Raw genomic sequence first — 18943 nt, forward strand, 5'->3', positions numbered from 1 at the left:
AGGAGCCAGGTCCGCTTATGCACGAGCCCTTTGCAGGGCGCGTCCGTGGTAAACCGTTCCCTCGGCCTGACCTTGCGCGCCCCGGCGAACCGCCACGCGATCGAGCTGCGGAAACTGGGGTTCCAGTTTGTCCCAGATCCAGCGTGCGACATTCTCGAGCGAAGGCACGGAAAGACCCTCGATCTCGTTGAGATATTTGTGGTCGAGGATCATCCGCACGACCTCTATCTGCTGCTCCAGCTCATACAAATTGACCGGCCAGCCAAAGACCGGGTCGGGGTCGCCGACGAGATGGACGCTGACCTGGAACGAATGACCGTGGAGGCCCGAATAAGGCTGCAGCTGGTGCGCTGCCTCGAAGGTGAACTCCTTGTAAGTCTCGATCATTTTCCCGTCCTGCCCCTTGTCATGCTCAACGCAGCGCTGGATATCTGCCACTGGCTCCAGAGTCGGTCAATTCTGTCAGAACAAGCAACATGCGCCCGCTACTTGCCGATACACGATATCGTGCTGATTATTGTGGCATATTCAACGTCGTTAATATGTTTTTCAGTGACCTTTGTCATCGTCCGATGCAAACTGACGGTGCCAGGGAGTACGCGCTATGAGTCACCTTTTGTCTTCCATCATTCGAGCCGTGGCAATGGCCACGTCATTGGCACTTTTCGCGCTGTCGGCCGCACAGGCCCAGGACGGCAAACTGCAGGCCCCCAAAGGCGACCCAATCCTGGTCATCGAAGGCAAGATCGGCGTCACAAATGGCGATGGCGTGGCTTCGTTTGACCGCGACATGCTCGAAGCGCTCGGCACAACCTCGATCGAGACAACGACGCCGTGGTTTACGGGCGTGGTCAAGTTCGAGGGCGTTCCACTTCAGAAGATCATGGAGCTCGTCGGCGCCGACGGCAAAGAGGTCGTTGCGGTCGCCCTCAACGACTACAAGACGACGCTCCCGACGGAGGATTTTGCGCTCCACAACGTGCTGTTGGCGCTCAAGCGCGACGGCCAGTACATGGAAGTCAGCGACAAGGGTCCGCTCTTCATCGTCTATCCTTATGACAGCAAGCCGGAGCTTCAGAGCCAGAAGTTCTATTCGCGTTCGGTTTGGCAGTTGGCCCGGCTGATCGTCCGGTAGGAAAGATGTCATGGCCGCTTTGTTGGCGCCTGGATCTCGCCGTGCATTTGCATTCCGCCTGCTCAAGGCACTGCTGATCGCCACCATTGCCGCGTTCGCTATCGCCGCTGCCTATTTGTCCGTCGTCATCTTCGAACGTCAGGCAGCCATCGGGAAGCTCTCGCGATACGACGTGGCGTGGAGCGCCAGCCAGGGCGTCAACGAATATCTGCGCCTGTATCAGCGGGTGGCCACGCTGGCTACGTCCCCGAGCGAAAAGCTCAAGGCCGACACGCAGCTCCGCTTCCAGATCCTAAAGAGCCGGCTCAGTGGCTTCAGCACCGGCCAGTTCGAGGAATTTGTCGCCGAGGCGCCCGAGCGAAAGGCGACCGTCGCCCAACTGTCTGCCTTTGTCCAAGAGATGGACAGGATCATTCCCCAGATCGACCAACCGGGCCAGGCGCAATCCATTCTTGCGTCGATGCGAGCGCTGGAGGCCGAACTTATCGGCCTGGCCTCGGAGGCCAACCAGTACAGCGCCGTGCAGGCGGCCAAGGTCGACGACGAGCTGTTGCGGCTCCACAGCGGGTTCTCCGCTGTCGCTATCGGCTTCTTCCTGTGCAGCCTTGCCTTCATCGCCCTTCTGAGATGGCACAACCGGCTGCTGACTCAGACTTCCGATGCCCTCAATGCCGCAAACGAGGATCTGCGCCGAACTTCCGATGATCTTGAAACGGCGAACGCCGCTGTGCTGGGCGCCAACCACGCACTCGCCACCCAGAACGGCTTGTTCGATGCTGCGTTGAGCAACATGTCCCAAGGCCTGTGCATGTTCGATGCCGATCAGCGGCTCATCGTCAGCAACAGCAAATTCGCCACCATGTACGGCCTTCCGGAGGGAAGCCTTGCGCCTGGGACCACGCCCCAGCAGATCATGCAGGCCTCGATCGACGCAGCAACGTCGACGCAGCAAGGTGCTGAGCTCTCCTATCGCTCCCAGCAGCAGCTGATCGAAAAGGGCCAGCCCGGCGTCCTGCTGCAGAAGCTCGTCGATGGCCGCATCGTCTCGATCCTGCATCAGCCGATGGATTCAGGCGGATGGGTTGCCACCTACGAGGACATCACCGAGCGCCATCTCTCCGAAGAACGCATTGCCCACATGGCACGTCACGATCCTTTGACCGGGTTGCCAAACCGATTGATGCTTCGCGAGCGCCTGGAGCAGGAACTGGCGCAGGGCCGCAGGCATCATCAGGACACTGCGGTTCTCTGCCTCGACCTCGATAACTTCAAGAACGTGAACGACACGCTCGGCCACCCCGTCGGCGACGCATTGCTGCGCGAGGTTGCCAATCGTGTCTCGGGCATGGTTCGCGAATATGATGTCGTTGCCCGCCTTGGCGGCGACGAATTCATCGTCATCCAGCCGGCAGTTCGACGCGAAGATGTCGCGCATGTGGCGCAACGGCTGATCGACGCCCTTGAGGAACCGTACCACCTCGACGCCCACCATGTCGTCATCGGCGCAAGTATCGGCATTGCGCTTGCATCGGATTGCGATGGCGTTGCTGACGACATGGTGAAGAATGCCGACCTAGCACTCTATCGCGCCAAGAGCGATGGCCGCGGCAGCTATCAGTTCTACGCACCGGAAATGGACGACCGGCTGCAGCGCCGGCGCATGCTCGAACTCGATCTCAGGGGCGCCGATTTCGACAAGGAATTCGAGCTGGTCTTCCAGCCGATCGTCAATCTCCAGAGTAAGCAAGTCGCCGTGGTCGAGGCGCTGCTGCGCTGGCCAGGCTGCCAGCGTGGTCAGATCCGGCCCGACGAATTTATCCCGATCGCCGAAAGCACTGGCCTGATCGTGCAACTCGGCGCCTGGGTGCTCGAAAAGGCGTGCCGGGAAGCCGTGAAATTGCCGGGCAACGTCAATGTTGCGGTCAATCTGTCGCCGGGACAGTTCAGGCGGGGGAATATCGTCGACACCGTCGCCAACGTGTTGTCGCTGACGGGCCTTGCGCCCGAGCGCCTTGAGCTTGAAATCACGGAATCCCTGCTTTTGGGCGACAACAAGGAAACCTTGCTCGCCCTGAACAAGCTGCACGCGCTCGGCGTCAAGATTTCGCTCGATGATTTCGGGACGGGCTACTCGTCGCTCAGCTATCTCAGGAATTTTCCCGTCGACAAGGTCAAGATCGACCGGTCCTTCATCGCCGAGATCGCCGGTAACCGCGATCATTGCGCCATCGTCAGCGCAATCGTGAACCTTTCGCATGCGTTGGAGATGACCACCGTTGCCGAGGGCGTCGAAACCGAAGAGCAGCTGTTGATCGTCCGGGCCACCGGATGCGACGCCGTCCAGGGACACTTCTTCAGTCCGCCAATGTCGGTTGCCCAGCTCAGGCGATACCTCGAAGACCAGCGCGCAAAGCTGACGCTGGCATAGGAAGCCCAACGGCAAACGGGACGGAAAGTCAGCCCGCGGCGATCATTTGCCTTCGCCGAGGAAAACGACAGCGCCCTGGTCGAGCACATGCTGGAGCCGGTCGAGGACATGGCCGGATCCGAGTTCGCCGACGACGTAAAGGTGGTCGCCTTCGAAACGAACCGGCCAGTGCATGTTGCCGGCGCAATATCCCAGCTCGATCCCCGCAGCGGCATCGGCTGCCTTGAAGACCAGCCACCGTTCCGGCTCGGCGCGGACAACGATGGCCCGCTTGTCCTCGAGGAGCAGCACAGCACCGTCGACGAGCCGCTGGGTCCGCGGCAAGGAGATCGCGCAGAGCGTACCGCGATCCGTCCTTGCCGAAAGCCGCCGTCGCGCGATTTCGGCAGTGTCGAGCATGATGAACTCGACGCGACCCTCATGATCCAGAAGATGGAGCCGGGCGCTCAGCTGCTGGTCGGCCGCCAACCCGACGATGGAATTCAGCTTCAACATTCAAAGTCCCCCTGAGGCGATTGACCGCTGGGTCGCAAGGCAGCTCGCAGGCTGACGTCCAGGTCAAATGCCCAGATGCGCGTCGACCGTTTCCCTGTCGTAGAGCTGATCTGGCGAGATCTCGGCAACGAACGCGCCCTTCTGGATGATCAGCACGCGGTCGGCCAACTGGCGGATGAAGCGGATGTCCTGTTCGACGAGGATGATGCCAAGGCCCAGCGTGATCTTCAGTTCGCCGAGCTTCTCGGCGATGAGATCGACGATCGAGGGCTGGATGCCTTCGGTGGGCTCGTCGAGCAGGATCAGCTTGGGGCGTCCGGCAAGGCAGCGGGCGAGCGCCAGGATCTGCTGCTGTCCACCAGACAGACCTCGTCCGGGCCGCTCGAGCAAATCCTTCAGCACCGGGAAATGTCCGAGCATCTCAGGGATCGCGCTTTCACCGCCACGCATGATCTCGCCCATCTTCAGGTTCTCCATCACCGAGAGCAAGGGGAAGATGTCGCGACCTTGCGGCACGTATCCGATGCCGGCGCGCGCGCGCTCGGACGGGCTGGCAAAAGTGACGTCTCGACCGTCGAACTCGATACGCCCCTGCGTCGTCTTGATCTGGCCGACGAGCGTTCGCAGCAGCGTAGTCTTGCCCATGCCGTTGTGGCCGAGGATGCCGACGACCTCGCCAGGCTTCATGGCGAAGTTGATGCCGTGCAGGATCGGGATCCGGCCGTAGCCGGAGTGCAAGTTCTTGACCTCAATCATCTTCGGATTTCCCCAGATAGACTTCACGGACAAGCTCGTTGCCTTGAACCTTGTCCATCGTGTCCTCGATCAGCACGCGCCCCTGGTGGAACACTGTCACCGTCTGCGCGATCTGCTTGATGAACTGCATGTCGTGCTCGACCACGACGATTGCCGCCGACTTGTTGACCTCGCGAATGAGCTCGGCGGTCTTGTTGGTCTCATCCGCCGTCATTCCTGCCGCCGGCTCGTCGAGCAGGATGAGCTTGGGCTCGAGCGCCACCACCATGGCAAGCTCGACCCACTGGCGCTGGCCGTGGGCAAGCTCGCCAACCAGCCTGCCCGTCAGCGACGTCAGCCCCAGCCGCTCCATGACGTCCTTGCCCTTGGCTGCAGCGCGGGCCTTGCCATGTCGCGACCTGGCGGCAACGGAGATGTTTTCCGCCACCGTCAGGTTGTTGAACACATCGGGCACCTGGTTCTTGATGCCGATGCCGAGCCGGCTGACCTGATGCGGCTGGGCGCGGGTGATGTCGACGCCATCGAACAAGATCTGGCCCGTCGTCGGCTTGAGCTGCGCCGTGAGCATCTTGAAGAAGGTACTTTTGCCAGCCCCATTGGGGCCAATCAGGCAGCGCAACTCGCGCTGCTTCAGGTTGAAGTCGACGCTGGCGATGGCAACGACGCCACCAAAGCGCTTTTCGAGACCCCGGGTCTCGAGGATGCAATCGGACGAGCTCATGGCACCCTCCTCTGCTCGACGAATGGAGCGACGTAAGGACGGAACTTCAACCGCCGAAAGGCATCACTGACTGTCGGCACCACGCCTTTCGGCACCAGCAAGACGAAGCCGATCAGGATCGTGCCGAGCACCAGATTGGCATTGAGGAGCTGCTGTGCGCCCAGTTTCGTGGCGATCCACTGCATGGCGAAGCAGCCGACGATAGGGCCAAGCAGCGTGCCGGTGCCACCGACAATCACCCAGATGATCACCTGTGCCGACTGCGCCAATCCGAAGACATCGGGGCTGATGAACATGCCCCAATTGGCAAACAGGCATCCTGCCAGGCCGGCGATGGCGCCACCGATGGTAAAGGTCGCCAGCTTGTAGAAACGCGCGTCGTAACCGAGCAGTTCCGCGCGGCGTTCGTTTTCGCGAATGGCAACGACGACCTGACCGAACCGGCTCTTTAACATCAGCCGCAAGCCAGCATAGACCGCCAGCAAGGTGAGGCCGGACAGATAGAACAGGCCGTCAAAGGAGAGCGCGACGTCGGGCCTACCGGGAAAATTCAGCGGCGGCACAGCCGGTATGCCATTGTAGCCACCGAGCGGCGCGGCGCCGATGACATATTGCGAACCCGATGTCGCACCCATGACCTTGTAGAGGATCAATGTCACCGTCAGCGTGATGACGCCGAAGTAGACGTCGGTGATGCGCGCGTAGAACAGAAAGTAACCGAGCAACGCCGCAAACAGTCCGGGCACGACGATCGAGAGAAGCAGCGGAACCGTGCTGTCGCCGAAATTGATGACGGCGATGGCATAGGCATAGGCGCCGATACCAAAGAAGGCCGACTGGCCAAAGCACAGGATACCGCCATAGCCCCAGATGAGCCCGAGGCTGAGCGCCAGGATCGCCATGATCACATAGGACGTCAGCTCGATCATCATGACCGGGTCAACGATTTGCGGCAGCGCCAGCAACAACACCAGCCCCAGCACCGTGGCGGCAACCAGCCCGCCGTTTCCTTGCCAATTCGCGGTCATGCTGCCCTCCTGAAGAAGCGCCCGGTAATGCCCTGCGGCATGAACCTCAGCAGCACGACGGCAGCAGCCAGAAGAGCCACCTCGCCGATAACCGGGGTCGAGAGATATGTGATGATCTGGTCGATCGCGCCGAACATGACGGAGGCCGACACCGTGCCCGCCAGGATTGCCGGGCCGCCACCGATGACGGTGATGAAAGCCTTGGCGACGTAGGCCGCGCCAATTGTAGGTACGATGCCGGTGATCGGTGCCATGACGCCGCCGGCAAGGCCGGCGAGCCCGGCGCCGACCCCGAATGTGACGGCATAGACGCGCGACGGATTGACCCCCAGTGCGGCGGCCATGTCCGCATTCTGCATCGTGCTGCGTGCGATCAGCCCGTAACGCGTGAAGCGGAAAACAGCCCAGATTGCTGCGAACACGGCGATTGCGATGACGATAATGATCAGCGAATAGGCTGCGATGCGGTAGTCGCCGATCTGCAGCGAGCCGGCCGGCGCGGAGATGCCCTCGGTGGTGTTGCCGAACACTGTCGTCGCCAACCCGACAAGAAGCAGGCTAAGACCCCAGGTCGCAAGCATGGTGTCGCGCGGCCGGCCATAGAGGAAGCGGATGATCGTTCGCTCGATGACAACGCCCATCAGCCCCACGACGAGGGGACTGACCAACAGTGTAGCGATCCAGATGTTGATGCCCGCCTTGGTCGCGACAATCGCGGCATAGCCGCCGAGCATGAGGAATTCGCCATGCGCGAGATTGATCACCCGCATCATGCCGAAAATGATGGCCAGTCCGACGCTGATCAGCGCCAGGCTAGCAACGGCCTTGAGGGCCTCAAAGCAAAGTACAACGAGCAGGTCCATATCGGGCATAGCCTCCTGGATCGCTGCGGGTCGTTCGCTCCAACGGACCGAACGACCCGCAAGCTTTCGGATCGTTCAGACCTTGATGACGTACATCGAGTTGTCGTCAGGGTTCTTCTTGAGATCGCAGACGCCCGACGTGTCGAGTGGCTGCTGCTGCGAGAAGCTCTCCAGGATGTTGATCTTGCGGTCCTGGATCTGACCGATGTTGATGTCCATGACGCAGTGATGCGTCTGCGGATCGATTGAGAACTTCCCGCTGGGCAGGTCGAGGCTGATGCCGGACTCGAGCGCCTCGATCACCGGCATACGCTCGGCGGTGCCGGCCTTCTTGACGCCTTCCGCCCACAGATAGACGGACTGGTAGGTGGCCATCGCCAATTCGGTCACATAGGGGTAGTCGGCACCGAAGCGCTTGTGGAAGCGATCGAGGAAGGCCTTGTTGGCCGGCGTGTCGAGCGCCTCGAAATAGTTGAAGCACAACAGGATGCCGTTGGTCTCCTCCGGCGACAGCACCATCTGCTCGCCACCGATGGTCATCGTTGTCGACGCCATCGGGATCTGCTTATTCATGCCCGCGGCAGCCCACTGGCGGTAGAACGATTGGTGCGCGCCGCCGACAAGGACGAGATAGAGGAAGTCAGGCTTGGCTTCCTGGATCTTCTGGATCGTTGATCCGAAATTGGTGACGTCGAGCGGGAAGAAGTCCTCGCCAACGATCTGCCCGCCGTTTTCCGTGCAGTATTTGCGGGTCCAGGCCGCGGTGATCTGGCCGTAATTGTAGTCGGCAGCCAGCGTGTAGATCTTCTTGCCCCATTTGTTCATCGCATAGGGCACCTGCTTGGATTGCTTCTGCGCCGGCGTGATGCCTGTGCAGAAGATGTTGCGGTCGCAGACCCCGCCTTCATATTGGGTGTTGTAGAAGTAGAGCGTGTTGAGCCGCCGAAGCACCGGCCGCATTACCTCGCGCGAGGCGGACGTGATGCCGCCGAACACGGCGGATACCTTGTCCTTCAAGGCTGCCTGCTGGGAATATTGCGGATAGAGCCGCATGTCGGTCTGGGTGTCGTAGGTGATCAGGCTGATTTGCTTGCCCAGCAGCCCACCTGCCTGGTTGATCTCCTCGACGGCGAAGGTGATGGCGTCTTGCATCGGCTTGCCGGCCGCATCGAGACCGCCGGAAAGATCGAGCAGGCTGGCTATCCTGATCGTATCCCCTTGCGCGAAAGCGCGGCCACCGATGCTGGCCAGGCCGAGGCCCGCCGCGGCGCCTGCACCCGTCTTGAGAAGTGTGCGGCGATTGAGGTGTGAATTCATTATCATTTTTGTTCCCCTGTTTTCCGTGGCCGACGCCAATGCGTCGGCCAGCTGGGTTCATGCTTGAAAATCACATCGCGAACGTCCGCCTCGTCAGGCGCCCAGCAACTCCCGCCAGGCTTCGTCAAGGAACTTCACATCCGCCTCCCTGAGGCCGGACCCGCCGGCGAAATGCCCATGGCTCGAGCGGAACGGACGCAGTTCCGCGTTCGGCATATGCTCGACCTCGAACGCGCTGTCTTCGGGAGGGAAATAGAGGTCGCAGTCGCCAGGCATGACGATCGCCCTGGCCTTGATGGCGGCGAGCGCCTTGCGGAAATCGCCGTTGTAGAGTTCGTTGTCGCTGATGTCGCCGGACTGCCAGGTGCGGATCATCGTCACCATGTTGTTGGCGTCGCGCAGATTGAACCACTGTTCCCAATAGCCGACGATGAAGTCCTCGACGGAGGCGTAACCGAGCTCGAGATACTCCTCCTTGCGGAAGAACTCCTGCGAGAAACCCCATCCGGCATAGACGCGGCCCATGGCGCGCAGGCCCTTGAAGGGCTGCTCGTCATACCAACCGTCCTTGAAGGCATCGTCGGCCGTCAGCGCGGCTTTCACGCCTTCGAGCATCACGTGATTATGCTTTGCCGTTTTCGCCGAGCCGGCAGTCGGGCAGATCGTCTCCACCATGTCGGGATAGAGCGCTGCCCAATGGAACGTCTGCGCGGCGGCCATCGACCAGCCCGTCACCATCTTGATCTTGGTGATGCCAAACTTCTCGGTCAGCAGGCGATGCTGCGCCTTGATGTTGTCGTAGTAGGTGACATGCGGGAAGCGCGCCTTGTTGTAGGGTGGCGGCGTATTGGTCGGCGATGACGACAATCCGTTGCCGAAGATATTGGGGATGACGATGAAGTACTTGCTCGGGTCGAGCGCGCCGCCTTCGCGGATAACCCACTGATTGTCGTAGTGGGTCGAGGCCATGTAGGTCAGCAGGACGATGACGTTGCTCTTGTCGGCGTTCAGCCTGCCAAATGTCTTGTAGGCAAGCTTTGCGTTGGGAAGGGTCATCCCTTTCTGGAGCTTCAGATCTCCTAGCTCAAAGATTTCATAATCGACTTCCTTGTCTATTTTCCACTGCGCCATAGCTACCTCCTGCTTTTTGGCAATAGTTCAGGGTTCAGCCGCCTGATGCAGGTCGACCGTCTTGATATTTGTCTCAGGCAATAAGTATTCGTTCTGACCAGACAAGGTCAGTTGCTGTCTTCCTCGAATTTTCTGGCGTAATTCTCCGACGCAAGATGCTCAGGAAGAAAAACGCAAAAAACCCCGCGCACTCAGAAACCTGAGTTTGCGCGAGGTCTATCTAGATCCTCTATGAAACGCAGCGATTTTGCCGCGGAAACTGGCTCACTTGGGGCCATCGGAGGCCATCAGGCCTCACGAACACTTGGATATTATTCCATCAGGCCGTAGGCGTCAACCAGCGCCGCGGAAATTGCCGCAACCGACATCTGCTTGGTCATGGCTTGGCGTCGCAGGTAGTCGTAGGCCTCGTTGGCGCGCAGCTTCTTTTGCGTCATCAGGATCAGCTTGGCCTGCTCGATCTGCCGTGAGGCATGCAGCGTCTCTTCGAGTTTCGCCACCTTATTAAGCAACCGCCGTTCGTAGCTGAATATGTGGCGCGCCAGCGCCAGGTTGGACAGGATCGCGGCCGGCTGGCACGGCTTGACCAGCACCGCCTGGGCGTTGGAAAGCCTGAGCACGTCGATCGGCACGCCCTTGTCGCCATCGACGACCGCCACGACGGGAACCGGCGGCGCCCCGGAAAGCCACTGCGCGGCCGCAAGCACGTCGGCATCGAGTGCCACCAGCGCAAAGTCGAAGCCGATCGGCGGCAGCGTCGGCGCTGGCCAGGCCATCTCGACGCGGCATCCGACTCGCCTCACCTCGCGCAGGACGGCATCGCCCGCGCCATCGCGCGGATGGACAAGAAGCACTGTCGATTGACGCAGCTCCGCCTGCACGCCGCCCGATCCGCGTGTGGCCCGTGGTTGCGCAGCGCTTGCACGCTGCGAGCCGTCGGCACCGGCTCCTTGTAGCCCACGCGAAGGACCGCTCATGACCCAACCCCGTATGCTGAGCTCTCAGACAAGTCGGCCGCCCTCATGTAACGAGAAATGGATCGGGTCGCAGCGCCACCATCGACTCCCGCAAGATGTCGAACCGGCCATGATCGTCCGCCTTGCCGATCCGCGTCCAGAGCTCCGCGTGGCTGTTCTTGTAGTCGATGCCGATCCGCCCCTGGGGTGCTGCGATTTCCCGGCCGAGCACCGCCGGGCGCAAGGTATCGGTGTCCATGCTGTTCGTCTCGGCAACGGCCTGGGCGAAGAGGTGAACCTGGAAATACGCCGCCTCGGCGCACATGTTGGTCGATTCATCCTCGCCGAAGCGCTGCTTGAAGAGACGAACGAAGCGGTCGTTCTCTTCATTGTCGACGCTCTCGAAATAGGTCGCGGCGGTGATGTGTCCTGCCCCAACATCCGTCCCCATCAGCCGCAACTCAGCCTCGCAGGTATTGAGGCTGCCGATAGGCATGTTGTCGGGGCTGAAGCCGGCATCGGTGTAGGCCTGGTAGAAGTGGGAGATCGCCTGGCCGACGACGGTCGAGAAGATGACATCGGGCTTGTTGTTGCGAAGGTCGCGGATGATCGGCCGGAAGTCGTTCGGGCCCGCACCAAAACCCAGATACTCCTCGCCGACGATCGTGCCGCCCTGGCCGCAGACGAGATCGCGAACGATCCGGTTGGTGCGCCGGGGATAACAATAGTCGGTACCGAGCAGGTAGAACCGGTTGCCGTGGGTCGTCAGCAGGTAGTTGATCAGCTCGATGGTGTTCTGGTTGGGCGACGAGCCGGTGTAGATGATGTTGGGCGAGAATTCGAAGCCCTCGTAACGCGTCGGATACCACAGCAATGCGTTGACCCGCTCCACCAGCGGCAGCACGGCCTTGCGGCTTGTCGAGGTGTAGCAGCCGAAGATCGTGGTGACGCGATCCTCGATTAGAAGTTTCCGCGCATAGTGGGAATAGAGTTCGGTGCTGGATGTCGGATCATAGATGATCGGCACGATCTCGCGACCATTGATGCCGCCCGCCGCATTGATCTCGGCGATGCCCAGCATCGTACCCTTGAGCTGCGTCTCCTCGATCGCGCCGGTGTCTCCGGATTGCGAGAAGAGGACGCCGACGCGCCAGGGCTCGCCCGTCGAGCCCATGCTCAACCGCCGTCCACTGCAAGGTGAAATGCGAGCATCCGATCCTCCGCCTTCCATGCCCCTCGTCGGCCGGTTGTCCAGCCATGGCCCGACGCAACTTATGACGCTGCTGCCGAAACCACCCCTACGAGGAATTAGATATTCCTAACATACAAGCATGGCGGGACCAATCGAAAATGGGCCACGCCCTTCGCACCAGTTGCGGAGCAGGCGCCATCATTGCGCCGAGCCCGCACGCCCCAGCGGGGCAAAGACAAATTGTTGCAGCTTTGTTGCTGGCTCTGAGCTACCAATTAGAACCAGAGTTCGACAGAGGGTCCTGACCAATTGAGCGTCGCATTTGCCAAAGAGGAAAGTGCTGAGGCGGCATCGGAAACCGTGCTGCCACCGCGCCCGATCTCCGATCGGATCAACCTCGTCACGGAGGCGGGTCTCCGGATGCTGCAAGACGAACTGGCCCGCGCCCAGCAGGCTCTCGAGGTCGCGAGCATGCTTGAAGACGTCAACGAGCGGCGGCGGCAGTCAGCGGTTCCGGTTCGGGACATGCGCTACTACGCCGAACGCGCGCGCACCGCTCAGCTCACGCCGGCGCCAGCCTCAAATGAAGTGGTCGCATTCGGCCACACGGTCACCTTCGAGCGCGACGACGGCCGCACCCAGACCTTCCGCATCGTTGGCGAAGACGAGGCCAACCCGTCTCAGGCGTCCATTTCGCATGGTTCGCCGGTCGCCTTGGCACTGATCGGAAAGGCCGTCGGCGACGTCGTCCTGCTAGGGCAGAACGAGCTTGAGATCCTGGCCATTTCCTAGTCGATAGGACGCAGCCGCGGCTGTACCGCCTCGGGCATTTTCAAACCATGATGCCGACACCGGCTCGGCCAGAATGCCCGTTTGACTAGCTTCAGAGCCAGGAGGCCGGTGTCTTCGGCAGGCGCTGGTCGGGATCGATGACCTTGAGCGACGGCTGGCCCGGACCATTCCAGTGCCACAAGGCTACGCAGCTGCCGCCGGGCGACATGAAGGAGGGATAGACGACTCCATCGAAACCCTCGGCCAACAGGCGCTGCCGCAGCAGATGTGTTTCAGGCGTCCTGCCCTCATCGAGATCGGCGCGCCACTCGCATCTGTGAATGCCGGCATCGACGCCGATCTCTTCCAGCATCGCGGCATCGGTCAGGTCGGCCAGCCTCGCCTCCGACAGTTCGAGTTGGGCGATCAGTGCCGGATGCTGGACAAAACCCTGGTTGTATTCGGCCCATGCGGTCGACAATTCACAGGCCGCATACAGCGTCGGCGAACCTACCGGGTTCCAGCGTCCGCCAAAACGCGCGGCGCCCTCGCCCGAAAGCGGCATATGCGCCCAGCGCGGCACGAAGGCCCGCCACAACGTCCGCTGCTGACGCAAGCCGGCTTCAGGCATAAACGCCGGAGCGCACCGCCTCCAGATAAGCCAGAACCTTGTCCGCCTTGCCTTCGCCGACCAGGTCATAGGCGGTCTTGCCGGCCCAACCCGGGATCGGCTGATGCTTGAACCAGATCGCCGCGCGGCTCTCGTCGCCGGCCATTTCGGCGGCCATCGCCAGGATACGGACGACGGGGCTGAGCGCCTGGTCGACCTTGCGCGCGCCAGAGCGCGCGGTCAGTGTGTTGCGGGCAACCCCAACGAGCCGTGCCAGGTCGGCCTGGGTCACACCCAGCAATTCCGACACGCGGCGAGCTGAGAGAAACTGCGACCTGGCCTCACCGAAATGGGCCGCCGACATTCCCAAACTCTGAGCTGCCATGACACGCTCCTGACGCATTTTGATATCCATGCGTTCAATATGTGCACATTACGCGCTCAATTCAAGCTCAGATCGTGACCTCCAGATCATCAGCGGCGAACATCTCCCCCAGCCGTCACATTGGTCCTACCGCACGAAGATGCAATCAGGTCGCTCAAAAACATAAAGAATCTCAACAGGCTAATCTTCGGACTGGTCGGCTTCGCCGACTCCCCCCAGCCCCAGCGAAACATTTCCTGCAAGCAGCTGTTCCTTGCTGAGCAGCCCGGCATCTTCGAGCGCTTCGAAGTCGGGTAGGTCGCGCAGCGTATCGAGGCCGAACTGGGAGAGGAACATCTTGGTGGTGACATAGGTGTAAGGCGCGCCCGGTGTTGGGCTGCGTGGCCCCGAGGCAATGAAGTCGTGCGATCTCAGCACGCCGATCAGGTCGCGGCTGACCTCCTTGCCGAAGAAGGCCGTCAGCTCGCCGCGGGTAATCGGCTGGAAATAGGCGATGCACATCAGCACCAGCACTTCCGACTGCGACAGCGAGCGCCCCATGTCGACCTGGCCGGTCGCTGCGCGAATGGCGTCGGCAAACGCCTTCTTGGTGCGATGCTGCCAGCCGCCGGCGACCGAAACCAGCTCGTAGGGCCGACCCGCGAGCTCGGCCCGGATGTCATCGATGATCAGGTCGAGATTGCAATTCTTGCCGATTATCCGAACCAGCATCTCGCGCGGCACGGGCGCACTCGCGGCAAAGATCACCGCCTCCACCCGGCCCATCCATTCACGCCAGCGCAGCTCCGGCGGCAGGTGCTCGAGCTCGGTGTCGAGCAAGGCCGGCTGATCGTTCTCCTTTCGGCGCGCTTCCGTCATCGCTACAAACCGTAAAGCCGGAAGGAGGCGCGCCCGGAGAGTTCGCGCACTGCCTCGAATGTCTGTAGCCTCTCGAACAGGCGCCGGGCGGCAAATCGCGACAGATTGCGCGTGCTCAGCGAGCTGGGCACGGCATCGTCGTCAAGCAATCGCCGGATGGCCTCGCCTGCGCCTTTTGCCCGCAGCTTCGGCGTTGCCGCCGCCAGACGGTCGGCACGCCGTGCAATATCGAGCGCAAGCCTCAAGCCGTCGCCAGCGCCTACTGCAAGAGCGACGCACACGGCCCGTTCAAATGCTGGGTCGCCGGGCCGGACGCGCTTGCCGCGCCCGTCGCCAGAACGGAAGGCCGAGGAGTACAGCTGCGCCGCCAGAAGCGGCACGGGCCGGGGCCAGCGCAGCTTTCGCGCCAATACGAGATCGGCCAACCACCAGGCCAACAATTCGGCATCGGGCCGGCGCGCGACGACGTAACTGGCGATCGCCGCCGCGGCCAGCGGAGCCGGCCTGTCGCCAGCGGCCAGTTCCTCGACGGTTTCGGCGAGTTTGCCATAGGCACCATCGGGGCGCAGCCCAAGCCACTCGGAGACCTGCGCCAGCCCTTCAGCGTCTATCGCCGGCGGACGCGAGGCTAGGTAACGCCATGCGCCCAGAATGCTGCCAGCGGGTCCGGGATCTCCACCTGAGGGGCGCAGATACCAGGCGTCACGCAACGCCGCCTCTTCCTCGGAACGCCCGGCCAGCCGAACGGCAGCGACGGCACATTTCAGGGCCAGCCTTTGGCGCCAGCTGCCGGCCCATTCCGGCTCCGAGCGCACCAGACCGTCGAGCGTACCCAGCGCAGCACCTGTATAGAACGCAGCATCAACGTCATTGGCCACCGGCCCGTCCGGCTGTGCCCACGCAGGCATGCGCGGCAGCGCAGGCGGGACGGCAGGTGGTTGGCTCGCTCGAATCATCTGAGGACAGAGTAGTCTAGCCGTGCGCTTGCTACCACGACAGGCAGGCCAAAGCGCACAGGCATTTTACCCCGAAAAAGGGGAGCTAGAACGGCTCGCACGGCGTATCTGCCACAGTCAACGCGCGGTCGCTAGTTGGGGCCGGAAACCCTTTTTCCAAGGTATTGCCCGCAACTATCTCCGCGACGTGCCTGCGCCAGACGCTGCCTAGCTAAACCGCTACCAGATGCCCGCCTGAGACCTCGCGAAACTGGCGCAGGGGAACCTGATAGTCCGGCGCGCGAATCGGGCTTTTCAGCTCGTCCGCGACCGACATGCGCTTCTCGTGGCGACGGTCCGGGTCTGGCACCGGTACAGCAGCAAGCAGGCGCTTGGTGTAGTCGTGCTGCGGATTGCCGAAGACCGACGCACGGGGCCCGATCTCGACGATTTCGCCGAGATACATCACCGCCACGCGATGGCTGACGCGTTCGACCACGGCCATGTCGTGCGAGATGAACAGGAAGGCGAGGTTCAGGCTCTGCTGCAGGTCGAGCATCAGGTTGATGACCTGCGCCTTGACCGAGACATCGAGCGCCGAGACGCTTTCGTCGGCGACGATGACTTTCGGCTCCAGCGCAAGCGCGCGTGCGATGCAGATGCGCTGCCGCTGGCCGCCTGAGAACTCGTGCGGATAGCGGCTCGCCATGTCAGGCGACAGGCCGACCTTGGTCAGCAGGTCGGCGACGAGCTCACGCCCTTGCTTCGCCGTGCCCATCTTGTGCTCGAGATAGGGCTCGGCAATCGCCTGGCCGACTGTCATGCGCGGATTGAGCGAGGCAAACGGGTCCTGGAAGATCATCTGCACGGATTTGCGCATCTGCCGCATCTCGTGCCTGTCCATGGCGATGATGTCCTTGCCGTCGATCGTGACTGCGCCCGACGTCGGCTCGATCAGCCTCATGATGGCACGGCCGGTTGTGGATTTGCCGCAGCCGGATTCGCCGACCAGCGACAGCGTTTCGCCGGCAAACAGGTCGAAAGACACGTTCTCCACGGCATGGACGCGCCCGCCGATCCGGCCGAACAGGCCCGTGGAGATGTCGAACCGCTTGACCAGGTTCCTGACCTGCAGGATCGGCTTGTCGCCTGCGACCGTGTCGGGTGTTTCGACAGGCTTTGTGGTCTCGCCCGTAGAGGTATTGACGATCGGAAAGCGCAGCGGACGGTCGTGTTGCTCCATCGAGCCGAGGACCGGCACGGCGGACAAAAGCGCGCGGGTATAGGGATGCTCGCCACGATGGAAGATGTCGGCGGTCGCACCTGTTTCCACCTGGTCGCCGCGGAACATGACGACCGTGCGGTCGGCAACTTCCGCCACCACGCCCATGTCGTGGGTGATGAACAGCACCGACGTGCCCTGCTCTTCCTGCAACAGCTTGATCAGGTCGAGGATCTGCCCCTGGATTGTGACGTCGAGCGCCGTCGTCGGCTCGTCGGCGATCAGCAGCTTCGGACGCGAGGCAAGCGCCATGGCGATCATCACGCGCTGGCGCATGCCGCCGGAAAACCGATGCGGATACTCGTCGAAGCGTGAGGCGGCGGAGGGAATGCGCACCTTTTCCAAAAGCCGGATGGTCTCAAGTCTGGCATCGGCAAATGACATGGCGTTGTGGCACAGAAGCGCCTCGGAGATCTGGTCGCCGATGGTGAAGAGCGGATTGAGGCTCGTCATCGGCTCCTGGAAGATCATCGAGACGTCATTGCCGCGCACCTGCCGCATCTTGTCTTCGGACAGGTCGGTCAGGTTGCGCCCGTTGAGGATGATCTTGCCCTCGATGCGGCTGGTGTCGGGCGGAAGCAGGCGCATGATCGAGAGCGAGGTTACGCTCTTGCCCGACCCGGATTCTCCGACGATGGCGACCGTTTCACCTGGCGCGACATCGAAGGAAATGTCGCGCACGACAGGCTTCCACTTGCCGTCGACCAGAAACGAGGTCGTGAGGTTCTGAACCGACAGCACCGGGTGGACGGTCTGGCCAAGCCTGGATGTCTCAACGCTCATGATCTCTCCTCCCTGAATTGGTCGACAAGCCGTCTGCTCAATCCGGCCAGCTCAAAAGGCCGTCGAAGCGATGGCGGCTACGGTTCTCGAATGGCGTGGCGATGATCTCGTTGGAGGCGCGCGCCTTGTCGAGTTCCTCGGCCAGTCGCCTGGCGACGATCGTTTCCTGGCCGGGATGCAGGTTGCAGGGATCGAGGTAGAAGTAGTTATGCTCGACCTCGTGGTCGCGCACGATGATCGGCTGGTCGCCGGTCGCCATCGCCACCGCCAGATCCCAGGCGGTGATATGCGCCTCCTGCGCGCTGATGTTGACGCGCAGCCGGTCGAGCGGGTTCTTCGTCGGGTCCGGCTCGATCACGGCGTTGACGCCGGGGCGGCCGTCGAGCGTTTCCTTCCACAGCTTGAGGTAGCCGGTCTCGCGTTCGCGGATGCCGGCGTGGTCGCGCCTTTCCCAGGCTTCCAAAGCGGCCATGACGCCGTAGACGCTTTCCTTGCCAACCTTCATGCCGCGGCCGATGCCGAGGTTTTGCAGGAAGGCGTGGCGGACCAGCTCCTTCTTGCCGGCAACGATGCCGGACGTCGGTCCACCCAGGAACTTGTGGCCGGAATAGAGGACCATGTCTGCCCCCTGCGCGAGGAAGACGCGCAGGTCATATTCGGACGCCGCGTCGACGATGACAGGCACACCCCTGGCATGTGCGATCTCGACGAACTCGATCAGGTTGAGCAGGCCGTAGTCGACCACATGGTGCGACACGACATAGACAGCCACCGCCGTCTTGTCGGTGATGGCGTTCTCCATGTGGAAGCGGTGGGTGGACGTCGCCTGCCCGATAATCACCGGCTTGGCGCCAGCCAGGCGGATGGCCTGGTCGACCGGCGCGCCATAACTGATGATGTGTCCCATCTGGACGATCACTTCGTTCTTTGCCGGTGTCTGGTCCGGCAGACGTTCGATCGCCAGCAGGTTATCGCCGGTCATCGCGCCGGCAACGGCCAGCGAAATGCCGGCGGAGCACGACGCCGTCACATACCCTGCCTCCGCGCCGGTCAGGCGGGCGATGACTGCACTTGCGTTGCGCTGGAGATCGTTGATCTCGACAAACTGCGGCAGGATCTCGCTCATCGCGGCGATCGCCTCCGGCACCACAATCGAGGCACCGAGGCTCGTCATCGTGCCCGACACATTGATCACCGGTCGCAGGCCGAGTTTGCTGCGGACGTCTTCGGTCATGTTCCTCTCCCGTGCACTGGCAAGCGTCGGCTTTCGGGTCGACAAGATATGCCATAATAATGT

19 protein-coding genes are annotated in these 18943 nt (G+C 61.9%); 3 read left to right on the forward strand and 16 right to left on the reverse strand.

Annotated features, from left to right (window positions below; all coding sequences use genetic code 11):
- Positions 1 to 15 precede the first annotated feature (15 nt).
- The gene (locus tag ACSQ3E_RS22645; RefSeq protein ID WP_436124396.1) at positions 16 to 438 is read right to left on the reverse strand and encodes a 6-pyruvoyl trahydropterin synthase family protein; all 423 of its coding nucleotides are present in this window, start codon (positions 436 to 438) and stop codon (positions 16 to 18) included.
- Positions 439 to 643: 205 nt separating this feature from the next.
- Here ACSQ3E_RS22645 and ACSQ3E_RS22650 point away from each other — a divergent pair, with 205 nt between their 5' ends.
- Both ACSQ3E_RS22650 and ACSQ3E_RS22655 read left to right on the forward strand, forming a co-directional pair.
- On the forward strand, positions 644 to 1135 hold the full coding sequence (locus ACSQ3E_RS22650) for a molybdopterin-dependent oxidoreductase (protein WP_310324142.1): 492 nt from the start codon (positions 644 to 646) through the stop codon (positions 1133 to 1135).
- Between the two features lie 10 nt (positions 1136 to 1145).
- Positions 1146 to 3563 (forward strand): putative bifunctional diguanylate cyclase/phosphodiesterase, encoded by a 2418-nt coding sequence (locus ACSQ3E_RS22655; protein ID WP_436124397.1) that lies wholly within the window; start codon positions 1146 to 1148, stop codon positions 3561 to 3563.
- 42 nt (positions 3564 to 3605) lie between these two features.
- On the opposite strand, the gene ACSQ3E_RS22660 is transcribed toward ACSQ3E_RS22655, so the two are convergent.
- The 9 genes from ACSQ3E_RS22660 to ACSQ3E_RS22700 all read right to left on the reverse strand — a co-directional run bounded on the left by ACSQ3E_RS22660 (position 3606) and on the right by ACSQ3E_RS22700 (position 12004).
- A complete protein-coding gene (locus ACSQ3E_RS22660; protein WP_436124398.1) occupies positions 3606 to 4058 on the reverse strand; it encodes an urease accessory protein UreE in 453 nt (150 codons plus the stop codon).
- A gap of 63 nt (positions 4059 to 4121) precedes the next feature.
- Positions 4122 to 4814 carry an ABC transporter ATP-binding protein gene (locus tag ACSQ3E_RS22665; RefSeq protein WP_436124399.1) on the reverse strand — a complete coding sequence of 231 codons (693 nt, stop codon included), beginning with the start codon at positions 4812 to 4814 and terminating at the stop codon, positions 4122 to 4124.
- Entirely contained in the window at positions 4807 to 5535 is a 729-nt protein-coding gene (locus ACSQ3E_RS22670) for an ABC transporter ATP-binding protein (RefSeq protein WP_310324153.1), read from the reverse strand. The genes ACSQ3E_RS22665 and ACSQ3E_RS22670 overlap by 8 nt, the downstream gene beginning before the upstream one ends.
- On the reverse strand, positions 5532 to 6563 hold the full coding sequence (locus ACSQ3E_RS22675; RefSeq protein ID WP_436124400.1) for a branched-chain amino acid ABC transporter permease: 1032 nt from the start codon (positions 6561 to 6563) through the stop codon (positions 5532 to 5534). Before ACSQ3E_RS22675 ends, ACSQ3E_RS22670 begins: the two co-directional genes overlap by 4 nt.
- The gene (locus tag ACSQ3E_RS22680) at positions 6560 to 7426 is read right to left on the reverse strand and encodes a branched-chain amino acid ABC transporter permease (RefSeq protein WP_436124401.1); all 867 of its coding nucleotides are present in this window, start codon (positions 7424 to 7426) and stop codon (positions 6560 to 6562) included. The genes ACSQ3E_RS22675 and ACSQ3E_RS22680 overlap by 4 nt, the downstream gene beginning before the upstream one ends.
- Before the next feature lie 75 nt (positions 7427 to 7501).
- Positions 7502 to 8749: an urea ABC transporter substrate-binding protein gene (locus tag ACSQ3E_RS22685; RefSeq protein ID WP_436124402.1), complete on the reverse strand. Its 1248-nt coding sequence runs from the start codon at positions 8747 to 8749 to the stop codon at positions 7502 to 7504.
- Positions 8750 to 8836: 87 nt separating this feature from the next.
- Positions 8837 to 9874, reverse strand: coding sequence for an alpha/beta fold hydrolase (locus ACSQ3E_RS22690; protein WP_436124403.1), 1038 nt, complete (start codon positions 9872 to 9874; stop codon positions 8837 to 8839).
- Between the two features lie 311 nt (positions 9875 to 10185).
- Positions 10186 to 10851 carry an ANTAR domain-containing response regulator gene (locus ACSQ3E_RS22695; protein WP_436124404.1) on the reverse strand — a complete coding sequence of 222 codons (666 nt, stop codon included), beginning with the start codon at positions 10849 to 10851 and terminating at the stop codon, positions 10186 to 10188.
- A 43-nt stretch (positions 10852 to 10894) separates the two neighbouring features.
- The gene (locus tag ACSQ3E_RS22700) at positions 10895 to 12004 is read right to left on the reverse strand and encodes a transporter substrate-binding domain-containing protein (protein WP_310324169.1); all 1110 of its coding nucleotides are present in this window, start codon (positions 12002 to 12004) and stop codon (positions 10895 to 10897) included.
- Positions 12005 to 12331: 327 nt separating this feature from the next.
- Between ACSQ3E_RS22700 and greA the strand changes: the two genes are divergently transcribed.
- A complete protein-coding gene (gene greA / locus ACSQ3E_RS22705) occupies positions 12332 to 12814 on the forward strand; it encodes a transcription elongation factor GreA (protein ID WP_310324172.1) in 483 nt (160 codons plus the stop codon).
- Positions 12815 to 12905: 91 nt separating this feature from the next.
- On the opposite strand, the gene ACSQ3E_RS22710 is transcribed toward greA, so the two are convergent.
- The 6 genes from ACSQ3E_RS22710 to ACSQ3E_RS22735 form a co-directional block, all read right to left on the reverse strand.
- Positions 12906 to 13424, reverse strand: coding sequence for an RES family NAD+ phosphorylase (locus tag ACSQ3E_RS22710; protein ID WP_310324174.1), 519 nt, complete (start codon positions 13422 to 13424; stop codon positions 12906 to 12908).
- A complete protein-coding gene (locus ACSQ3E_RS22715) occupies positions 13417 to 13788 on the reverse strand; it encodes an antitoxin Xre/MbcA/ParS toxin-binding domain-containing protein (protein ID WP_067967357.1) in 372 nt (123 codons plus the stop codon). The genes ACSQ3E_RS22710 and ACSQ3E_RS22715 overlap by 8 nt, the downstream gene beginning before the upstream one ends.
- A 180-nt stretch (positions 13789 to 13968) precedes the next feature.
- Positions 13969 to 14646 carry an SMC-Scp complex subunit ScpB gene (gene scpB, locus ACSQ3E_RS22720; RefSeq protein WP_310324180.1) on the reverse strand — a complete coding sequence of 226 codons (678 nt, stop codon included), beginning with the start codon at positions 14644 to 14646 and terminating at the stop codon, positions 13969 to 13971.
- A gap of 2 nt (positions 14647 to 14648) precedes the next feature.
- Entirely contained in the window at positions 14649 to 15602 is a 954-nt protein-coding gene (locus ACSQ3E_RS22725) for a DUF1403 family protein (protein ID WP_436124405.1), read from the reverse strand.
- A gap of 211 nt (positions 15603 to 15813) precedes the next feature.
- The gene (locus ACSQ3E_RS22730) at positions 15814 to 17646 is read right to left on the reverse strand and encodes an ABC transporter ATP-binding protein (RefSeq protein WP_436124406.1); all 1833 of its coding nucleotides are present in this window, start codon (positions 17644 to 17646) and stop codon (positions 15814 to 15816) included.
- A 37-nt stretch (positions 17647 to 17683) separates the two neighbouring features.
- On the reverse strand, positions 17684 to 18880 hold the full coding sequence (locus ACSQ3E_RS22735) for an aminotransferase class V-fold PLP-dependent enzyme (RefSeq protein WP_436124407.1): 1197 nt from the start codon (positions 18878 to 18880) through the stop codon (positions 17684 to 17686).
- Positions 18881 to 18943: the final 63 nt, after the last annotated feature.

This window comes from Aminobacter sp. LjRoot7, from assembly GCF_964252895.1.
Taxonomy (GTDB): Bacteria; Pseudomonadota; Alphaproteobacteria; order Rhizobiales; family Rhizobiaceae; genus Aminobacter; species Aminobacter aminovorans_B.

Excerpts from the sequence above, each read along its gene's own strand:
- ACSQ3E_RS22650 (WP_310324142.1), top strand. The coding sequence starts at position 644 with ATGGCCACGTCATTGGCACTTTTCGCGCTGTCGGCCGCACAGGCCCAG.
- ACSQ3E_RS22655 (WP_436124397.1), top strand. The coding sequence starts at position 1,146 with ATGGCCGCTTTGTTGGCGCCTGGATCTCGCCGTGCATTTGCATTCCGC.
- ACSQ3E_RS22660 (WP_436124398.1), bottom strand. The coding sequence starts at position 4,058 with ATGTTGAAGCTGAATTCCATCGTCGGGTTGGCGGCCGACCAGCAGCTG.
- ACSQ3E_RS22665 (WP_436124399.1), bottom strand. The coding sequence starts at position 4,814 with ATGATTGAGGTCAAGAACTTGCACTCCGGCTACGGCCGGATCCCGATC.
- ACSQ3E_RS22670 (WP_310324153.1), bottom strand. The coding sequence starts at position 5,535 with ATGAGCTCGTCCGATTGCATCCTCGAGACCCGGGGTCTCGAAAAGCGC.
- ACSQ3E_RS22675 (WP_436124400.1), bottom strand. The coding sequence starts at position 6,563 with ATGACCGCGAATTGGCAAGGAAACGGCGGGCTGGTTGCCGCCACGGTG.
- ACSQ3E_RS22680 (WP_436124401.1), bottom strand. The coding sequence starts at position 7,426 with ATGGACCTGCTCGTTGTACTTTGCTTTGAGGCCCTCAAGGCCGTTGCT.
- ACSQ3E_RS22685 (WP_436124402.1), bottom strand. The coding sequence starts at position 8,749 with ATGATAATGAATTCACACCTCAATCGCCGCACACTTCTCAAGACGGGT.
- ACSQ3E_RS22690 (WP_436124403.1), bottom strand. The coding sequence starts at position 9,874 with ATGGCGCAGTGGAAAATAGACAAGGAAGTCGATTATGAAATCTTTGAG.
- ACSQ3E_RS22695 (WP_436124404.1), bottom strand. The coding sequence starts at position 10,851 with ATGAGCGGTCCTTCGCGTGGGCTACAAGGAGCCGGTGCCGACGGCTCG.
- ACSQ3E_RS22700 (WP_310324169.1), bottom strand. The coding sequence starts at position 12,004 with ATGGGCTCGACGGGCGAGCCCTGGCGCGTCGGCGTCCTCTTCTCGCAA.
- ACSQ3E_RS22710 (WP_310324174.1), bottom strand. The coding sequence starts at position 13,424 with ATGCCTGAAGCCGGCTTGCGTCAGCAGCGGACGTTGTGGCGGGCCTTC.
- ACSQ3E_RS22715 (WP_067967357.1), bottom strand. The coding sequence starts at position 13,788 with ATGGCAGCTCAGAGTTTGGGAATGTCGGCGGCCCATTTCGGTGAGGCC.
- scpB (WP_310324180.1), bottom strand. The coding sequence starts at position 14,646 with ATGACGGAAGCGCGCCGAAAGGAGAACGATCAGCCGGCCTTGCTCGAC.
- ACSQ3E_RS22725 (WP_436124405.1), bottom strand. The coding sequence starts at position 15,602 with ATGATTCGAGCGAGCCAACCACCTGCCGTCCCGCCTGCGCTGCCGCGC.
- ACSQ3E_RS22730 (WP_436124406.1), bottom strand. The coding sequence starts at position 17,646 with ATGAGCGTTGAGACATCCAGGCTTGGCCAGACCGTCCACCCGGTGCTG.
- ACSQ3E_RS22735 (WP_436124407.1), bottom strand. The coding sequence starts at position 18,880 with ATGACCGAAGACGTCCGCAGCAAACTCGGCCTGCGACCGGTGATCAAT.